Source organism: Streptomyces sp. NPDC059355 (genome assembly GCF_042752335.1).
Taxonomy (GTDB): domain Bacteria; phylum Actinomycetota; class Actinomycetes; order Streptomycetales; family Streptomycetaceae; genus Streptomyces.
In genome coordinates this window covers 55,453-73,555 of sequence record NZ_JBHYXN010000018.1, presented here as the reverse complement: position 1 = coordinate 73,555, position 18,103 = coordinate 55,453, and the positions used below count along the sequence as shown (strand labels likewise).

Sequence of the window (18,103 nt, the reverse complement as noted above, 5' to 3'; positions counted from 1 at the left end):
CGGGGCCGCGTCCCGAGTGTGCGGGATGCCGCAGTCGCCGGATATCGGCCACCGGGCCCTGTTCGCCTTCGCCCGCTGCCGATAACGTCATCCCGTGGCTCAGTTCCGACTCCAAGGCAGCAAGGTGCTCGCCGTCGACCTGACCGGGGATGCCGTGAAAGCGAAGAACGGCTCCATGGTCGCGTACGACGGTCAGATGGCCTTCAAGAAGATGACCGGCGGCGGCGAAGGCCTCCGGGGCATGGTGACCCGTCGACTGACGGGTGAGCAGATGACCGTGATGGAAGTGCAGGGGCACGGCACCTGCTTCTTCGCCGACCGCGCGAGCGAGATCAACCTGGTGAACCTGCGCGGTGAGAAGCTCTACGTCGAGTCCAGCAACCTGCTGTGCACCGACGCCGGCCTGCGCACCGGCACCACCTTCACCGGCCTGCGCGGCGGGGCGACGGGCAACGGCCTGTTCACCACCACCGTCGAGGGCTCCGGGCAGGCGGCGATCATGTCCGACGGCCCGGCGGTCGTGCTGCGCGTCAGCGCCCAGTACCCGCTCTCCGTCGACCCGGGGGCGTACATCGCGCACACCGGGAACCTCCAGCAGTCCTTCCAGTCGGGGATCAACTTCCGGACCCTGATCGGCGAGGGTTCGGGCGAGGCCTTCCAGATCCGCTTCGAGGGCGAGGGCCTGGTCTACGTGCAGCCCAGCGAGCGCAACACCATCGGGGGCGACATCTGATGCCGTTCCGCGAGATCAACTCGAAGATGGTCGAGGCCCAGGTGATCCCGGGGCAGAGGATGTTCAGCCAGCGCGGCGCGATGCTCGCGTACCGCGGCGACGTCTCCTTCACCCCGAGCCTGACCGGCGGTCAGGGCGGGGTGATGGGCATGATCGGGCGCCGCGTGGCGAACGAGCAGACTCCGCTGATGGCGGTCGAGGGCAGCGGCACCGTGATGTTCGGCCACGGCGGCCACCACATCCAGGTGATCAACCTGACCGGCGAGACCCTGTACGTCGAGGCCGACCGGCTGCTCGCCTTCGACGGCACGCTCCAGCAGGGCACGATGTTCATGGGCTCGCAGGGCGGTGTCATGGGCATGGTCCGCGGTCAGGTGACCGGCCAGGGACTGTTCACCACCACCCTCAAGGGGCACGGCTCGGTCGCCGTCATGGCCCACGGCGGGGTCATCGAGCTCCCCATCACCGCGAACCGGCCGATCCACGTCGACCCGCAGGCGTACGTGGCCCACCACGGGGACGTCAGGAACAAGCTCTCCACCGCGCTCGGCTGGCGGGACATGGTGGGGCGCGGCTCGGGCGAGGCCTTCCAGCTGGAGCTGTCGGGACAGGGAGCGGTGTACGTGCAGGCCTCGGAGGAGAAGCTGTGAACTTTGGTCCTGTCATCGGCGGGCCCGGCGGCCCGACGGTCTTCGACCCGCACACCCTGCCCTCCGACGACAACGTGAACTCCTACACCTTCTGCGTGGAGCTCAAGGGGAGCCAGTGGTTCCTGCAGAAGGGCAAGATGATCGCCTACTACGGGCGCATGGAGTTCAACGGCGTCGGCAACGGCCGCTTCGACCGGCTGCTGCGCACCAGCTTCCACTCGCCGATGCACGCCGCCGACTGGGTGGTGGCCGAGGGCCAGGGCAAGATGCTGCTGGCCGACCGGGCATTCGACGTGAACTCGTACGACCTGGACAATGGAAACCTGACGATCCGGTCGGGCAACCTGCTGGCCTACCAGCCCACGCTCGCCCTGAAGCAGTCGATCGTGCCGGGGTTCCTGACCCTGATCGGAACGGGGAAGTTCGTGGCGGCGTCCAACGGACCGGTGGTGTTCATGGAGCCGCCGCTGCGCGTGGACCCGCAGGCGCTGGTGGGCTGGGCGGACTGCCCGTCCCCCTGCCACCACTACGACCACGGCTACATGTCGGGCGTCCTCGGCGGTCTGCGCTCACTGACGGGCATCGGCGGCAGCTCCGGCGAGGAACACCAGTTCGAGTTCGTCGGGGCCGGGACGGTGCTGCTCCAGTCTTCGGAGATGCTGATGGCGGAGCAGGCGATCGGGGCCGTCGGCGCCGGCGCGGAGTCGGCGGGCGTGCCCGGGGCCGGGTACGGCGGCGGCCACGGGCAGCAGGGTCCGCTGGGACAGCTGGGCGTGCCGCGGATGCCGGGGCAGCTGGGCGACCTCCAGCGGCGCCTGGGACTCTGACATATTCCACCTTCCCTTTTTGTACGTAATTCAACTTCTTAGGTAGAGTTCATTCATGGAGACCATGGAGACCGAGACGGCCACACGCTGGCTGACCGAGGCCGAGCAGTGCACCTGGCGCACCCACCTGGACGTCAGCAGGCTGCTGATGCACCAGCTGGAAAAGGATCTCCAGCCCTTCGGACTCACCAACAACGACTACGAGATCCTGGTGAACCTCTCGGAGTCGCAGGGCCACCGGATGCGGATGAGCGATCTCGCGACGTCGACGCTCCAGTCCAAGAGCCGGCTGTCCCACCAGATCACCCGCATGGAGACGGCGGGCCTGGTCGTCCGGGTGAACTGCGAGTCCGACCGCCGGGGGCTGTACGCCGTCCTGACCGACGGGGGCATGGAGCTCATGCGGAAGGTCGCCCCGCACCACGTGGCGTCCGTCCGCCGGCACTTCATCGACCTGCTGCCGCCGGAGGCCCTGGCGGCGCTGCGCGCCTCGCTGGAGCCGGTCGCGGCGCACCTGCGCGACGAGCGCGGCATGGCCTGACAGCGGCCCCGTACCGCGCGGACGGCGCCCATCCGGGGTGCCGTCCTCGGTGGCGGCCCCGAGAATGAGTGGTAACGCTCGCTCGCCGGCCGCCCGCCGAGCAACCGTAAGCGCATGGCCGGCCAGAGGAGGTCAGCCATGCACGGCAAGCACAAGGCTTACGTCGCGACGGCCGCGGCCGTCGTCCTGGTCGCCGGGGGCCCGGCGGCGGCCGCCGCCGCGCACACCACCGGCGCGGCGAGAACCGCCCCCGCGGCCGCCCCGGTCCGCGCCGACGTGGACGCCGCGGGCGCGGTCGCCGCGGCGCTGAAGAAGTACCCCGGCGTCGTGGAGTCCCTCGACAAGGACGGCGCCGTCTGGCACGTCGACGTCATCGGCAAGAACGGCAAGCACGCGGAGCTGACGGTCGACACCCGCAGCGGCAAGGTGTTCACCGAGAACGCCGACAACGACGACAGCGGCGACGGCGGGAACAAGGCGCTGCGCGGCGCGAAGGTCACCGCCCAGCAGGCGATGAAGGCGGCCGTGGCCGCCCATTCCGGCCAGGTCCGGTCCGTGGAATGGGACGACGATGACGACAACGGCTCCCGCTACTGGAACGTGGAGATCCAGTCCGGGAACAAGACCACCAACGTCCACGTCGACGCCACGTCGGGCAAGGCGACGGTGTCCGGATCGGACTCCGACAACGACGGCAACTGAACCGCGCCGGTCCACGGGTTCCCGTGCGGACCGGATCGGGCGCCCCTAGACTGGCGAACGCCCGGATTACCCCGATCTTCGAGGGAGTGGCGTCATGGCCAAGCGCGGCAACAAGAAGCGAGCACGCAAGAAGAAGAAGGCGAACCACGGCAAGCGTCCCAACGCCTGACCGGTCCGCCCCCGGACGTACGAGAGCCGCGCCCCGGAAGACCGGGGCGCGGCTCTCGCGTGCGTACTCCGTACGGCCGCTCAGGATTCCGTCAGCGTCGCCAGGAGCATGTCCGAGGCCGCGTACGGGTCCAGCTCGCCGGCCGCGACCCGGGCCGCGAGGGCGTCGAGGTGCGCGTCCCCGCGCACGTCGGCCATCCGGGCCCGCAGGGTCGTCACCGCGATGGTCTCCACCTCGCGCGCGGCCCGGGCCGTACGGCGCTCGGCCAGCACCCCGCGCTCGTCCATCCACGCCCGGTGCTTCTCCAGGGCCTCGACCAGCTCGTCGATGCCCTGGCCGCGCGCCGCGACCGTCTTGACGATCGGCGGCCGCCAGTCGCCCGCGCCCCGGGACTCCCCGAGGCCCAGCATGTGGTTCAGCTCCCGGGCGGTGGCGTCGGCGCCGTCCCGGTCCGCCTTGTTCACCACGTACACGTCGCCGATCTCCAGGATGCCCGCCTTGGCGGCCTGGATCCCGTCGCCCATCCCGGGCGCCAGGAGCACCACCGAGGTGTCGGCCTGCGAGGCGATCTCCACCTCCGACTGCCCGACCCCGACCGTCTCGACCAGGATCACCTCGCAGCCCGCCGCGTCCAGCACCCGGATCGCCTGCGGGGCGGCCCAGGCGAGACCGCCCAGGTGCCCGCGGGTGGCCATGGAGCGGATGTAGACCCCCGGGTCGGAGGCGTGGTCCGACATCCGGACCCGGTCCCCGAGCAGCGCACCGCCGGAGAACGGCGAGGACGGGTCGACGGCGAGGACGCCGACCCGCTTGCCGGCCTTGCGGTAAGCGGAGACCAGCGCCGAGGTGGACGTGGACTTGCCGACGCCCGGGGAGCCGGTCAGGCCCACCACGTACGCCCCGCCCGTCAGCGGGGCCAGGGCCGCCATCACCTCGCGCAGCTGCGGGGACGCCCCCTCGACCAGCGAGATCAGCCGGGCCACCGCTCTCGGCCTGCCCTCACGCGCCTGGGCCACCAGCTGGGGGACGTCCACCGTCATACGTGCTGCGCTCCTCGGTTCGGGTAGGGGTCAAGGACTGCCTCTTCGGACTGCCGCCTCACGGCACGCGGACGATCAGGGCGTCGCCCTGGCCGCCGCCGCCGCACAGCGCGGCCGCGCCGACCCCGCCGCCCCGGCGCTTGAGCTCCAGCGCGAGGTGCAGCACCACGCGGGCGCCGGACATGCCGATCGGGTGGCCCAGGGCAATGGCGCCACCGTTGACGTTCACCCTTTCCGGGGCGACGCCGAGGTCCTTCATTGACTGCACGGCGACCGCCGCGAAGGCCTCGTTGATCTCGATGAGGTCCAGGTCGGAGACCTGGAGGCCCTCCTTCTTCAGGGCGTGCAGGATCGCGTTCGACGGCTGCGACTGCAGCGAGTTGTCGGGACCGGCCACATTGCCGTGGGCGCCGATCTCGGCGATCCACTCCAGACCCAGCTCCTCGGCCTTCGCCTTGCTCATCACGACCACCGCGGCGGCGCCGTCGGAGATCTGCGAGGAGGTGCCGGCCGTGATCGTGCCGTCCTTCGCGAACGCGGGGCGCAGCTTGCCGAGGGACTCGGCCGTGGTCTCCGGGCGGATGCCCTCGTCCTGGGAGAAGAGGACCGGGTCGCCCTTGCGCTGCGGGATCTCGACCGGGGTGATCTCGGCGTCGAAGACGCCGTTCTTCTGTGCGGCGGCGGCCCGCTGGTGCGAGGTGGCGGCGAACTCGTCCTGCGGGGCGCGCTCGATGCCCAGACGGGCGTTGTGCTTCTCCGTGGACTCGCCCATCGCGATGTTCTCGAAGGCGTCGGTGAGGCCGTCGTAGGCCATCGCGTCCAGCATCTCGATCGCGCCGTACTTGAAGCCCTCTCGAGACTTCGGCAGCAGGTGCGGGGCGTTGGTCATGGACTCCTGGCCGCCCGCGACCACGATGTCGAACTCGCCCGCGCGGATGAGCTGGTCGGCCAGCGCGATCGCGTCGAGGCCCGAGAGGCACACCTTGTTGATCGTGAGCGCCGGGACGTTCATGGGAATGCCGCCCTTGACCGCCGCCTGGCGGGCCGGGATCTGGCCCGCACCGGCCTGCAGCACCTGGCCCATGATCACGTATTGCACCTGGTCGCCGGCGATGCCCGCCCGCTCCAGGGCGGACTTGATGGCGAACCCGCCGAGGTCGGCGCCCGAGAAGGACTTCAGCGAGCCGAGCAGCCGCCCCATGGGGGTGCGGGCCCCGGCGACGATCACTGACGTGGTGTTGTTCGTTCCGGACATGGAGCACAGCCCCTTGAAGATGAGGGTGAACGAGGGTTTACATGAATGTACTGAGCAGTACCCGCGCCGTCACCGGCCAGTCGGTGTGATCGCTGGCACGTTGCGTGACCGCCCTCCGCAGCGGTGCACTGGTCCCATGCTGACAAGAATCGACCACATCGGGATCGCCTGCTTCGACCTGGACAAGACTGTCGAGTTCTACCGTGCCACGTACGGCTTCGAGGTGTTCCACACCGAGGTCAACGAGGAGCAGGGAGTGCGCGAGGCCATGCTCAAGATCAACGAGACCTCCGACGGCGGCGCCTCCTACCTCCAGCTCCTCGAACCCACCCGCGAGGACTCCGCAGTGGGCAAGTGGCTGGCAAAGAACGGCGAGGGCGTGCACCACATCGCCTTCGGCACCGAGGACGTCCAGGGCGACTCGGAGGCCATCCGCGGCAAGGGCGTCCGGGTCCTCTACGACCAGCCCCGCACGGGCTCCATGGGCTCCTCGATCACCTTCCTGCACCCCAAGGACTGCCACGGAGTCCTCACCGAACTGGTCACCTCGAACCCCGACCACTGACGGACCACTGATGGCCCGATTCCCCGGCCGGTAGAGTGGCCATGGCTCGGCCGGGGTTCGGTGCGGAGACGGGGTCGGGGCCTGTGACCCCTGCCCCGGTATCTGACACCATTCCCCGGGGGCGTCGTTCAGCGGGCGAGCGATGCTCAATTGGGAGTGAGCTTGCGACCAGGGGACGGATGGGACCGCGCTGTGCGGGGCTACGAAAGCCAGGAGAGCCATCAGGCTGAAGCCGACCATCTCTCGCGCTTCGAAGCCGAGATGGAGCGGCTGAAGAAGGAGCGCGGGAAGGCCGTCCAGCACGCCGAAGACCTCGGCTACCAAGTCGAGGTGCTGCGCGCCAAGCTCCACGAGGTGCGCCGCAATCTGGCGTCCCGCCCCGCCTACGACGGCGCGGACATGGGCTACCAGGCGGAGCAGCTGCTCCGCAACGCCCAGATCCAGGCCGACCAGATGCGCTCGGACGCCGAGCGCGAACTGCGCGATGCCCGGGCGCAGACCCAGCGCATCCTCCAGGAGCACGCCGAGCACCAGGCGCGCCTGCAGGCCGAGCTGCACGCCGAGGCCGTCAACCGCCGCCAGCGCCTGGACCAGGAGCTCAACGAGCGCCGCCAGACCGTCGAGGCGCACGTCAACGAGAACGTGGCCTGGGCCGAGCAGCTGCGCGCCCGTACGGAGTCCCAGGCCCGCCGGCTCATGGACGAGTCGCGCGCCGAGGCCGAGCAGTCACTGAACGCGGCCCGTGCCGAGGCCGCCCGCGTCGCCGAGGAGACCCGCCGCCGGCTGACCGCCGACGCCGAGGCCGCCCGTACGGAGACCGAGGCGACCCTGCTGCGCGCCCGCAAGGAGGCCGAGCGGCTGCTGACCGCCGCCTCCGCGCAGGCCCAGGAGGCCACCGAGCACGCCGAGCGGCTGCGCACGAGCAGCAGCGCCGAGGCCGAGCAGACCCGGCAGCAGACCCTCGACCTCGGCCGGGTGGCCGAGCAGCGGGTCCAGGAGGCCGACGGCGCCCTGCGCACCGCGCGCTCCGAGGCCGAGAAGCTGCTCGCGGACGCCAAGGAGAGCTCCGCCCGGCAGCTCGCCTCGGCGGAGTCGGTCAACGAGCAGCGCACCCGCACCGCCAAGGAGCAGGTGGCCCGGCTAGTCGGCGAGGCCACCAAGGAGGCCGAGGTCCTCAAGGCCGAGGCCGAGCAGACCCTCGCCGACGCCCGCGCCGGCGTGGAGCGGCTGCGCGCGGAGGCCGCGGAGCAGGCCCGCGCGGCGGCGGCCGAGGACACGGCCGCCCAGCTGGCGAAGGCGGCCCGCACCGCTGAGGACGTGCTGAACAAGGCCTCGGAGGACGCGCGGGCCACCACCCGCGCCGCCTCCGAGGAGGCCGAGCGGATCCGCCGCGAGGCCGAGTCGGAGTCGGAGCGGCTGCGCGCCCAGGCGGCGGCCACGGCCGACGAGCTCAAGGGCGCGGCGAAGGACGACACCGAGGAGTACCGGGCCCGGACCGTCGAGCTCCAGGAGGAGGCCCGGCGGCTGCGCGGCGAGGCCGAGCAGCTGCGCGCCGAGGCCGTCGCCGAGGGCGAGCGGATCCGCGGCGAGGCCCGCCGCGAGGCCGTCCAGCAGATCGAGGAGGCGGCCCGGACCGCCGAGGAGCTCCTCGGCAAGGCCAAGTCGGACGCGGACGAGCTGCGCGGCGGCGCGAGCGCCGAGAGCGAGCGGGTCCGCGCCGAGGCCGTCGAGCGGGCCACCACCTTGCGCAAGCAGGCCGAGGAGACGCTGGAGCGGACCCGCGGCGAGGCGGAGCGGCTGCGCGCCGAGGCCGAGGAGCAGGCGGAGTCCGTACGGGCCGAGGCCGACGCGGCGGCCCGTACGCGGCGCGAGGAGACCGAGCAGGCCCTCGCGGCGAAGCGGGCGGAGGCCGACGAGGAGCTCGTACGCCTGCACACGGAGGCCGAGAGCCGGCTGGGCACGGCCGAGCAGACGCTGCGCGACGCCCGCGGGGCGGCGGAGAACATCCGCCGGGAGACCTCGGAGGAGGCCGACCGGCTGCGCGCCGAGTCGGCGGAGCGGATTCGCACCCTCCAGGCGCAGTCGCAGGCGGAGGCCGACCAGCTGCGCACGGACGCGGCGGAAGACGCCGGCCGCACCCGCGCGGAGGCCGAGCAGGTCGCCGTACGGCTGCGCAGCGAGGCGGAGTCCGAGGCGGAGCGGGTGCGCTCGGAGGCGCAGGAGACCGCGGACCGGCTGCGCGCGGAGGCGAAGGCCGCCGCCGAGCGGGTCGCCGCGGAGGCCGCCGAGGCGCTGGCCGCCGCGCAGGAGGAGGCCGCCCGGCGCCGCCGGGAGGCCGAGGAGACCCTCGCGTCGGCCCGTACGGACGCGGACAGCGAGCGGGCCCAGGCCCGCGAGCAGAGCGAGGAGCTGCTGGCCTCGGCCCGCAAGCGCTCCGAGGAGGCGCAGGCCGAGGCGGCCCGCCTGACCGAGGAGGCGGAGCGGCGCGCCGCGGAGCTGGTGTCGGCGGCGGAGGCCACGGCCCAGCAGGTGCGGGACGCCGTTGCCGGTCTGCACGAGCAGGCCGAGGAGGAGGTCGCAGGGCTGCGCAGCGTCGCCGAGCACGCGGCGGAGCGTACGAAGACGGAGGCCGAGGAGGAGGCCGCGCGGGTCCGCGCGGACGCCTACGACGAGCGCGAGCGGGCCACCGGGGACGCCAACCGGATCCGCACCGAGGCGCGGGCCGAGACGGACGCGGCGAAGGCGCTGGCCGAGCGTACGGTGGGCGACGCGATCGCCGAGGCGGAGCAGCTGCGCGGCGACACCGCCGAGTACGCGCAGCGCCTGCGTACGGAGGCGACGGACGCGCTGGCCGCGGCCGAGCGCGATGCGGCCCGCACCCGGGCCGACGCCCGGGACGACGCGAACCGGATCCGCGGCGAGGCGGCGGAGGCCCTGGAGTCCTCGCGCGCCGAGGGCGGCCGGATCGTCGCGGAGGCGACGGCGGAGGCGAAGCGGCTGACCGACGAGACCGAGGCCGCGAACGCGGTCACGGTCGGCGAGGCCGCGGCGGAGGCCGACCGGCTCACCACCGAGGCGGTGCTGGCGGCCGACGCCACCCGCGCCGAGGCGGCGGGCACCCTGGACGAGGCCCGCTCCGAGGCCAACCGGCTGCGTACGGAGGCCGCCGAGCAGGCGGACCGGCTCATCACCGGGGCCGCGTCCGAGGCGGACAAGCTCACCGAGGAGACGCGCGCTGCGAACGAGAGCGCGGTCGGCGAGGCGACGGCGAAGGCCGAGCGGCTCACCCGCCAGGCGTCCGACATGCTGGCCGCGGCCGAGCGGGACGCGGCGCGGGTCCTGGTCGACGCCCGCAACGAGGGCGACCGGCTGGTCGACGAGACGCGTGCGGCCAACGAGGCCACGGTCGGCGAGGCCGCGGCCGAGGCCGAGCGGCTGCGCGCCGAGGCGGCGCGGACCCTGGACGACGCCCGTGCGGAGGGCGGCCGGATCATCGGCGAGGCCACCGCGGAGGCCGACCGGGTCACGGTCGCGGCGAACGAGACGCTGGCGAGCGCCGAGCGGGAGTCGGAGCAGACGCTCGACGACGCGCGCGCGGAGGCCGGCCGGCTGCGCGGTGAGGCGGCCGAGCAGGCGGACCGGCTCATCACGGAGGCGGCGTCCGAAGCGGACCAGCTCACCGAGCAGACCCGCAAGGACAACGAGCGCACGGTCGGCGAGGCACAGTCCGAGGCGGAACGGCTGCGTGCGGAGGCCTCGGATGCCCTGGCCTCGGCGCAGGAGCACGCGACCCGTACCCGCTCGGAGGCCGAGCGCGTCAAGGCCGAGGCGGCGACGGCTGCGGAGCGCACCCGTACGGAGGCCCGCACGGAGTCCGAGCGGCTGCTGGACGAGGCCCGCGAAGCCGCCAACAAGCGGCGCAGCGAGGCCGCGGAGCAGGTGGACCGGCTCATCACCGAGGCGGCGTCCGAGGCGGACATGCTCACCAACGACGCGCAGGCGCAGGCCCTGGCCGCCACGACGGCGGCCGAGGAGCAGGCCGACGCGATGGTCGACGCGGCGCGCAAGGAGGCCGTGCGGATCTCCTCGGAGGCGACCGTCGAGGGCAACTCCCTGGTGGAGAAGGCCCGTACGGACGCGGACGAGCTGCTGGTCGGTGCGCGTACGGACGCGGCCGCCATAAGGGAGCGGGCGGAGGAGCTGCGCTCCCGTGTCGAGGGCGAGGTCGAGGAGCTGCACGAGCGGGCCCGCCGTGAGTCCGCCGAGCAGATGAAGTCGGCCGGCGAGCGCGTGGACAAGCTGGTGCGGGCGGCGACCGAGCAGAGCGTCGCGGCGGAGGCGAAGGCCAAGGCGCTGGTGTCGGACGCGAGCAGCGAGGCGAGCAAGGTCCGCATCGCCGCGGTGCGCAAGGCGGAGGCGCTGCTCAAGGAGGCCGAGCAGAAGAAGGCCGAGCTGTCCCGGGAGGCCGAGAGCGCCCTCGCGGAGGCGAATGCGGAGGCCGAACGGCTGGTCGACGAGGGCCGCCGTGAGCTGGCAGTCCTGGTGCGCAGGCGCGAGGACATTCAGGCGGAGATCTCCCGTGTCCAGGACGTTCTCGAGGCGTTGGAATCATTCGAGGCGCCTTCGGCCGGCGGAAAGCCGACGGTCGGCGGTCAGGGCGCGGGGGGCGTGAAGGCCGGAGCCTCAGCCGGTTCCACTCGTTCGGGTGGGAAGGGTTCGGAGGGCTAGCAATCGATCGGGATGTGTGTTCCTGATGAAGGTTCAGGCGGACGAGTGACAAGCATTCTGTCGCCTTGCCACTCAAAAGGGGTGTCATTGTCCAGATCAAACGCGGATTGACTCGATGACACGCCGCTCGGGCGCCTAGGATTCCCCTAACACCTCACGTAGCACCTCATCGGTCTCATTCGACAGGAACCCCATGAGCGACACTTCCTCCCCCTTCGGCTTCGAGCTCGTGCGGCGTGGTTACGACCGCGGTCAGGTGGACGACCGCATTACCAAGCTGGTCTCCGACCGCGACAGCGCCCTTGGACGTATCAACTCTCTGGAAAAGCGGATCGAGGAGCTGCACCTCGAGACGCAGAACGCCCAGGCCCAGGTGAGCGACGCCGAACCGTCGTACGCCGGCCTCGGTGCCCGGGTCGAGAAGATCCTGCGCCTGGCCGAGGAGGAGGCGAAGGACCTGCGCGAGGAGGCCCGTCGCGCGGCCGAGCAGCACCGCGAGCTCGCCGAGTCGGCTGCCCAGCAGGTGCGCAACGACGCCGAGTCGTTCGCCGCCGACCGCAAGTCGAAGGCGGAGGACGAGGGCGTCCGCATCGTCGAGAAGGCCAAGGGCGACGCCTCCACCCTGCGCTCCGAGGCCCAGAAGGACGCCGCCTCCAAGCGCGAGGAGGCCGACGCCCTGTTCGAGGAGACCCGCGCCAAGGCCGCCCAGGCCGCCGCGGACTTCGAGACGAACCTCGCCAAGCGCCGTGAGCAGTCCGAGCGCGACCTGGCCTCGCGTCAGGCCAAGGCCGAGAAGCGCCTCGCGGAGATCGAGCACCGCGCCGAGCAGCTGCGCCTGGAGGCCGAGAAGCTCCGTACGGACGCCGAGCGCCGCGCCCGCCAGACGGTGGAGACCGCGCAGCGCCAGGCCGAGGACATCGTCGCCGACGCCAACGCGAAGGCGGACCGCATCCGCAGCGAGTCCGAGCGCGAGCTGGCGGCGCTCACCAACCGCCGCGACTCGATCAACGCCCAGCTCACCAACGTCCGCGAGATGCTGGCGACGCTGACCGGTGCGGCCGTCGCGGCGGCCAACCCGATCGTCGACGACGAGCCGGTCACCCGCGGTGTTCCGGCGCAGCAGAGCCGCTAGTACGCGCGGTAGCACGCGCGGCAGTTCACCGGCGGTCGACCGGTCGGACGGCCTCCGTCTACCGACCCGTGGACGAACGTCCTGCCCGAGGGCCCTATGTCACCTGTTTGAGGTGGCGTGGGGCCCTCGGGCGTTCTAGCGTGAGCGGCATGATCGAGCTTGAGGGCCTTACCAAACGATTCGGCGCGAAGACCGCCGTGGACCACCTCAGCTTCCAGGTCAGACCGGGGGTGGTGACCGGCTTCCTCGGCCCCAACGGGTCCGGGAAGTCCACGACCATGCGCATGATGCTCGACCTCGACAACCCGACCAGCGGTACGGTCCGGATCGACGGGAAGCACTACCGGGACCTGCCGGAGCCGCTGAAGCACATCGGTGCACTGCTGGACGCGAAATCCATGAACGGCGGCCGCAGCGCTTACAACAACCTTCTCTGTCTTGCCCAGTCGAACCGCATCCCGGAGCGCCGGGTCGCGGAGGTGCTGGATCTTGTCGGGCTGACAGCCGTGGCGAAGAAGAAGTCGAAAGGATTTTCGCTGGGCATGGGTCAGCGGCTGGGAATCGCCTCCGCCCTGCTGGGCGATCCGGAGATCCTCATGTTCGACGAGCCTGTCAATGGTCTGGACCCGGAGGGAATTCTCTGGATCCGAAATCTTATGAAGGGGTTGGCGGCCGAGGGCCGGACGATCTTCGTGTCCTCCCACCTGATGAGCGAAATGGCGCTGACCGCGGACCATTTGATCGTCATCGGCCAAGGAAAGCTTCTGGCCGACATGTCGATGGCTGATTTCATTCACAAGAACTCGCGCAGCTACGTCAGGCTGCGCTCCCCGCAGCAGGAGCGGCTCAAGGACGTCCTGCACGAAGCCGGGATCGACGCCATCAGCGTCCCGGCCACCGGCGTGCTGGAGATCGACGGCGTCGCCGTGGAGCAGCTCGGCGAGCTGGCCGCGCAGCACCAGATCGTGCTGCACGAACTCAGCCCGCAACGGGCTTCACTGGAGGAAGCGTTCATGCGCATGACGGCGGACTCCGTCGAGTACCACGCCCACGCACCGGGAGAACCGGGGCTGCCTCCGGGGCCCGGCCCCGCGGATAACCCGGCCCGGCCGGCCGACGTCCCCGCGTGGGGCGCCGGGTACGAGGCGACGCGCAAGGGCGGTCAGTGACCATGTCCTCCTTCCCCGCCGTTCTCCGGTCCGAGTGGACCAAGATCCGTACAGTCGCCTCCACCACCTGGACCCTGGTCGCGGCGCTGGTGGTCACGGTCGGCGTGAGCGCCGGCCTGTGCGCCGTCTTCAACGCCACCTTCAACGACATGCCGAAGGAGCAGCAGGTCACCTTCGACCCGACCCTGGCCAGCTTCGCGGGCATGACCCTCGGCCAGCTCGCCATGATCGTCTTCGGTGTGCTGGTGGTGGGCACCGAGTACAGCTCGGGCATGATCCGCACCTCGCTGGCCGCCGTACCGAGCCGGGCGAGCTTCCTGGCCGGCAAGCTGATCGTGGCCACCGGCCTCGCTCTGGTCGTGGGCCTGGTCACCAGCTTCCTGTCCTTCTTCCTGGGACAGGCCATCCTGGGCGACCGCAGCATCGGCATCGACGCGCCGAACGTCCTGCGCGCCGTGATCGGCGCCGGCCTCTACATGGCCATGATCGCCCTGTTCTCGATGGGCGTGGCGACGATCCTGCGCAGCTCGATGCTGTCGCTCGGCATCCTGATGCCGTTCTTCTTCCTCGTCTCGACGATCCTCGGGGCGGTCAGCGCCACCCGGAAGGTCGCCCAGTACTTCCCGGACCAGGCCGGCTCCAAGATCATGCAGGTGATCCCCGGGGCGATGGACAGCGGCGAGGCCCCCTACGGGCCGTGGGGCGGCTTCGGGATCATGGCGCTATGGGCGCTGGCCGCCGTGCTCGGGGGCTACCTGGTGCTGAAGAAGCGCGACGCCTGATCCCCGCGTACGTGAGGCGTCCGTCCCGTGGCGGACGCCTCACGTACTACGGGTCATCCCCGGGTCGGAGTCAGGGACAGCTCAGGGATCGGGTCCGGGGTGGAACCGCAGGCGACTCGATATCCTCTTAACTCTTACGCGGACGAAAGCCGTCCGGTCCTGGCAAGGGGCAGAGCAGAGGCAGAGCAATGATCGAGGCTGTCGGCCTGACCAAGCGCTACGGCGCCAAGACCGCCGTCGACCAGCTGTCCTTCCAGGTCAGGCCGGGTCACGTGACGGGATTCCTGGGGCCGAACGGCTCCGGGAAGTCCACCACCATGCGCATGATCCTCGGCCTGGACCGGCCCACCTCGGGCAGCGTGACGATCAACGGCCTGCCCTTCCGGCAGCTGCCGAACGCCCAGCGGCACGTCGGGGCCCTGATCGACGCCAAGGCCGTGCACGGCGGCCGCCGCGCCCGCAGACACCTGCTCTCCCTCGCACAGCTCTCCGGCATCCCCGAGAAGCGCGTGGACGAGGTGCTGGCCGTCGTCGGCCTCCAGGACGTCTCCCGGCAGCGTACGAAGGGCTTCTCGCTCGGCATGGGCCAGCGGCTCGGCATCGCCGCCGCCCTCCTCGGCGATCCCCAGGTGCTGCTCTTCGACGAGCCGGTCAACGGGCTCGACCCCGAGGGCATCCTCTGGGTCCGCACCCTCATGCGCCGGCTCGCCGCCGAGGGCCGCACGGTGTTCGTCTCCTCACATCTGATGAGCGAGATGGCGCTGACCGCCGACCACCTCATCGTGATCGGCCGCGGGCGGCTGCTGGCCGACATGGGCACCCAGGAATTCATCGCGCACAACTCGGCCGGATTCGCGCGGGTGCGCGCGGCCGACAATGATCACGCTGGCCGGGATGCGCTGGGTGAAGCCCTGACCAAAGCCGGCGGCCGGGTCCTCCAGGAGCCCGAGGGAACACTGCGCGTGACCGGCCTGGAGCTCTCCCGGATCTCCGACCTCGCCCACGAGGCCGGCGTACGGCTGTGGGAGCTGTCCCCGCACCGGGCCTCGCTGGAGGAGGCCTACATGCGGATGACCCAGGCCGACGTGGAGTACACCTCCACCGAGGACCCCCGCGCCGAGCTGTGGGAGCCCGAGCCGCTGACCGTCCCCGCCTGGGAGGACGAGCTCAAGGCGCCCGAGGTGCCGCGGGGCGCCTTCTTCGCTCCCCCGCCGCCCGGAGCGGGCGGGCAGCCCTTCCTGATGCCCAGCAACCCCGGCGAGCTCGCCGGCACCGACCGGACCACCACCGAGGACACCCGCGAGGAAACCCGATGACCGGCCCCACGAACACCGCGGGCACCGCGGACCGGCCGAAGAGCTACAGCTCGCCGCTGCAGACGCCCCGGCCGCACCTCGGGCACGCCGTGGCCTCGGAGTGGACCAAGCTGATCTCGGTGCGCTCGACCGTGTGGACGCTCGGCTCGCTGGTGCTGCTCGTCGTCGGCATCGGGGTGCTCGCCGTCTCCGAGTCGCGCTCGAGCGACTACCAGGAGGTGCCGCTCACGGCGCCCGCGCTCTTCGGGCTGCTGGTGGGGCAGATCCCCGTGCTGGTGCTCGGCGTCCTGACGATCACCTCCGAGTACGGCACCGGCATGATCCGTACGACCCTCACCGCCGCCCCCGACCGGGCACGGGTGCTGACCGCGAAGTACCTCGTCTTCGCCGGCGTCGCCTTCGCGACCGTCGCCGGGTCGGTGGCGACCGTGGGCCTCGCCTCCGCGATCCTGCGGGGCGGCGCCGGTGCCGGGGCGCACGGCGCCGGCGAATGGGCCCACGCGCTGGCCGGCTGCGTCTACGTCACCCTGCTCGGGGTCCTCGCCCTCGCGATCGGGGCCATGCTGCGGCACTCCGCCGGAGCGATCGCCGTGATGCTGGGGCTGGTCACACTGCCACCGGTGATAGGCGGCATGCTCAGCATGTGGGCGACCCTGGCCCCGCTCGGCAGCGTCATCCTCCGGTACAACGCCCCGGTCGCCCTCATGAGGCTGTTCGGCCTGCCGGACGCCGACACCGGGAACTCGCCCGACGGCGTGACCCAGGTCCTGCTGATCCTGCTGGTGACGGGCGCCGCGGTGGCGGGCTCGTACGCGGTGGTCGGCCGCCGCGACGTCTGAGCGCCGGTACGCGTCAGTACTTGGGAGCGTTCCTGGACCGCTGCACCCTGGAGGTGCGGCGGTCCTTCGCGTTCCAGCAGGCCTTGTGCCAGTGCCGGCGGTCGTCCACGCCGCCGTACTCCGGCCAGGCCACCAGGTGCGGGGTGCCCGAGGGGATCTCCTGGTCGCAGCCCGGGCAGCGGTAGCGCTTGCCCGCCGCGCTCGCGCCCGCGACGTGCCGGACCTTCCACTCCTCGCCCTGGTACTCCTCCGTGCGCTCGAGCCCGTAGCGGTCGAGGCCGGTGCTGGGGCGTTCGTCCGGAGTCTCGCCGCCCCTGGGGCGGTTGTGGCGCGGTGACACGTATACCTCACGTATGGGCGGACGGAAGTGACTTTCTCCCAGACTACGCGCAGCGAGGGCGGGTACCCGCAGGGTGGCTGACAGAGGTCGGCCGGCCGCGACGCGCTTGCAGTCGGCTGTCCTGACTATCCCAATAACTTTCGTGTCAGGCCGTGCCTTTGGCACGTGTCAGACGTTGTTGCCATCAGATGAGCCGGTCCACCTGGGGGAGGCCGCGTCAGCCACGAGGAAGGCAAAGGCGATGCGTGTAGGAGCGTTTGTACTGGCGGCCCAGTTCCCGGGCCAGGGGCAGGGGGAGGCGCTGCACCGGGCGGTGCGGACCGCGGAGGTGGCCGAGGAGGCGGGGCTGGACTCGGTGTGGCTCGCCGAGCACCACTTCGTCCCGTACGGGGTCTGCCCGTCGGCGGTGACCCTGGCGGCCCTGCTGCTGGGGCGTACCCGGCGGCTGCGGGTGGGCACGGCGGTGAGCGTGCTGCCGAACACGCACCCGGTGGCCCTCGGGGAGCAGGCGGCGCTGCTGCACCTGACCTCGGGCGGCCGCTTCACCCTGGGGGTGGGCCGGGGCGGACCCTGGGTGGACCTGGAGGTGTTCGGCGGCGGCCTGGACGCCTACGAGAAGGAGTTCCCGGAGGGGCTCGACCTGCTGCGGCGCTGGCTGGCCGAGCCTCGGGTGGCGGCCGGCGGCGAGCGGTACGGGTTCCGCGAAGTGGCCGTCGTACCGCGCCCGTCGGAGGCGCTGGACGGGGACGGATCAGGGCCGGAAGTGATCGTCGCGTGCACCTCCCCCGCCTCGGTGCGCCTCGCCGCCGAGCGGGGGCTGCCGATGCTGCTGGGCATGCACTGCGGGGACGAGGACAAGGCGGAGATGGTCGCGCTGTACCGGCGTACGGCCGCGGCCGCGGGCCGCGATCCGCACGCTCCGCACGTGTCGGCGGGCGTGTGCCAGCTGGCGGACCGTACGGCGGACGCCCGCGAGGCCCTGCTGAAGGCGATGCCGGGCTGGCTGAAGCAGGGGCTGGACGCGCACGTGACGGTGGACGGCCGGGAGCGCGCGATGCGGGACCCCGTCGCCTACACCGAGCTGCTGTGCGACCTGCACCCCGTGGGTACCCCGCGGCTGGCGGCGAACCGGCTGGCCGCGACCTCGGAGCGGACGGGCATCACGCGTTTCGCGCTGCTGGCGGAAGGCTCCGGGGATCTCGCCGCGACGGAGGAGAACGTACGGCGCCTCGGCGCCGAGGTCCTGCCCCGTCTCGGTTGAGGCTGCCGCCCCGGTATCAATGGCACCTCCCCCGATACGGAGCGGCAGCGAAGT

17 protein-coding genes are annotated in these 18,103 nt (G+C 71.8%); 14 read left to right on the top strand and 3 right to left on the bottom strand.

What is annotated here, in order from left to right; all coding sequences use genetic code 11:
* The first annotated feature begins 94 nt into the window (after nucleotides 1-94).
* The 6 genes from ACFXGI_RS18955 to ACFXGI_RS18930 all read left to right on the top strand — a co-directional run bounded on the left by ACFXGI_RS18955 (nucleotide 95) and on the right by ACFXGI_RS18930 (nucleotide 3,622).
* Entirely contained in the window at nucleotides 95-733 is a 639-nt protein-coding gene (locus tag ACFXGI_RS18955) for an AIM24 family protein (RefSeq protein WP_053689446.1), read from the top strand.
* Nucleotides 733-1,383 (top strand): AIM24 family protein, encoded by a 651-nt coding sequence (locus ACFXGI_RS18950; RefSeq protein ID WP_384707594.1) that lies wholly within the window; start codon nucleotides 733-735, stop codon nucleotides 1,381-1,383. Before ACFXGI_RS18955 ends, ACFXGI_RS18950 begins: the two co-directional genes overlap by 1 nt.
* Nucleotides 1,380-2,210, top strand: a complete 831-nt coding sequence (locus ACFXGI_RS18945) for an AIM24 family protein (RefSeq protein WP_384707591.1) — start codon at nucleotides 1,380-1,382, stop codon at nucleotides 2,208-2,210. Before ACFXGI_RS18950 ends, ACFXGI_RS18945 begins: the two co-directional genes overlap by 4 nt.
* A 64-nt stretch (nucleotides 2,211-2,274) precedes the next feature.
* Nucleotides 2,275-2,751 carry a MarR family winged helix-turn-helix transcriptional regulator gene (locus ACFXGI_RS18940; protein ID WP_384707764.1) on the top strand — a complete coding sequence of 159 codons (477 nt, stop codon included), beginning with the start codon at nucleotides 2,275-2,277 and terminating at the stop codon, nucleotides 2,749-2,751.
* A 138-nt stretch (nucleotides 2,752-2,889) separates the two neighbouring features.
* Nucleotides 2,890-3,453: a PepSY domain-containing protein gene (locus tag ACFXGI_RS18935; RefSeq protein ID WP_384707589.1), complete on the top strand. Its 564-nt coding sequence runs from the start codon at nucleotides 2,890-2,892 to the stop codon at nucleotides 3,451-3,453.
* A 94-nt stretch (nucleotides 3,454-3,547) separates the two neighbouring features.
* The gene (locus ACFXGI_RS18930; RefSeq protein WP_099895366.1) at nucleotides 3,548-3,622 is read left to right on the top strand and encodes a 50S ribosomal protein bL37; all 75 of its coding nucleotides are present in this window, start codon (nucleotides 3,548-3,550) and stop codon (nucleotides 3,620-3,622) included.
* An 80-nt stretch (nucleotides 3,623-3,702) separates the two neighbouring features.
* Here the strand turns inward: ACFXGI_RS18930 and meaB are convergent, their stop codons facing one another.
* Entirely contained in the window at nucleotides 3,703-4,662 is a 960-nt protein-coding gene (gene meaB, locus ACFXGI_RS18925) for a methylmalonyl Co-A mutase-associated GTPase MeaB (protein ID WP_384707586.1), read from the bottom strand.
* Between the two features lie 58 nt (nucleotides 4,663-4,720).
* Nucleotides 4,721-5,917 carry an acetyl-CoA C-acetyltransferase gene (locus ACFXGI_RS18920; protein ID WP_384707583.1) on the bottom strand — a complete coding sequence of 399 codons (1,197 nt, stop codon included), beginning with the start codon at nucleotides 5,915-5,917 and terminating at the stop codon, nucleotides 4,721-4,723.
* A 136-nt stretch (nucleotides 5,918-6,053) separates the two neighbouring features.
* On the opposite strand from ACFXGI_RS18920, the gene mce reads away from it, so the two are divergent.
* From mce to ACFXGI_RS18885, 7 genes are all read left to right on the top strand, one after another.
* Nucleotides 6,054-6,482: a methylmalonyl-CoA epimerase gene (gene mce / locus ACFXGI_RS18915; protein WP_229336428.1), complete on the top strand. Its 429-nt coding sequence runs from the start codon at nucleotides 6,054-6,056 to the stop codon at nucleotides 6,480-6,482.
* Between the two features lie 192 nt (nucleotides 6,483-6,674).
* Entirely contained in the window at nucleotides 6,675-11,210 is a 4,536-nt protein-coding gene (gene scy / locus ACFXGI_RS18910) for a polarized growth protein Scy (protein ID WP_384707580.1), read from the top strand.
* A gap of 193 nt (nucleotides 11,211-11,403) precedes the next feature.
* A complete protein-coding gene (locus ACFXGI_RS18905; protein ID WP_031150487.1) occupies nucleotides 11,404-12,342 on the top strand; it encodes a cellulose-binding protein in 939 nt (312 codons plus the stop codon).
* Between the two features lie 149 nt (nucleotides 12,343-12,491).
* Entirely contained in the window at nucleotides 12,492-13,511 is a 1,020-nt protein-coding gene (locus ACFXGI_RS18900; protein WP_384707576.1) for an ABC transporter ATP-binding protein, read from the top strand.
* A gap of 2 nt (nucleotides 13,512-13,513) precedes the next feature.
* Nucleotides 13,514-14,293, top strand: a complete 780-nt coding sequence (locus ACFXGI_RS18895; protein ID WP_384707573.1) for an ABC transporter permease subunit — start codon at nucleotides 13,514-13,516, stop codon at nucleotides 14,291-14,293.
* 188 nt (nucleotides 14,294-14,481) lie between these two features.
* Entirely contained in the window at nucleotides 14,482-15,609 is a 1,128-nt protein-coding gene (locus ACFXGI_RS18890; protein ID WP_384707570.1) for an ABC transporter ATP-binding protein, read from the top strand.
* Entirely contained in the window at nucleotides 15,606-16,448 is an 843-nt protein-coding gene (locus tag ACFXGI_RS18885) for an ABC transporter permease (RefSeq protein WP_384707567.1), read from the top strand. The genes ACFXGI_RS18890 and ACFXGI_RS18885 overlap by 4 nt, the downstream gene beginning before the upstream one ends.
* Before the next feature lie 13 nt (nucleotides 16,449-16,461).
* On the opposite strand, the gene ACFXGI_RS18880 is transcribed toward ACFXGI_RS18885, so the two are convergent.
* Complete coding sequence (locus tag ACFXGI_RS18880; protein ID WP_030857183.1) at nucleotides 16,462-16,788, bottom strand: hypothetical protein; 327 nt, start codon at nucleotides 16,786-16,788, stop codon at nucleotides 16,462-16,464.
* 241 nt (nucleotides 16,789-17,029) lie between these two features.
* Here ACFXGI_RS18880 and ACFXGI_RS18875 point away from each other — a divergent pair, with 241 nt between their 5' ends.
* Nucleotides 17,030-18,049 carry an LLM class flavin-dependent oxidoreductase gene (locus tag ACFXGI_RS18875; RefSeq protein WP_384707564.1) on the top strand — a complete coding sequence of 340 codons (1,020 nt, stop codon included), beginning with the start codon at nucleotides 17,030-17,032 and terminating at the stop codon, nucleotides 18,047-18,049.
* The last annotated feature ends 54 nt before the right edge of the window (nucleotides 18,050-18,103 follow it).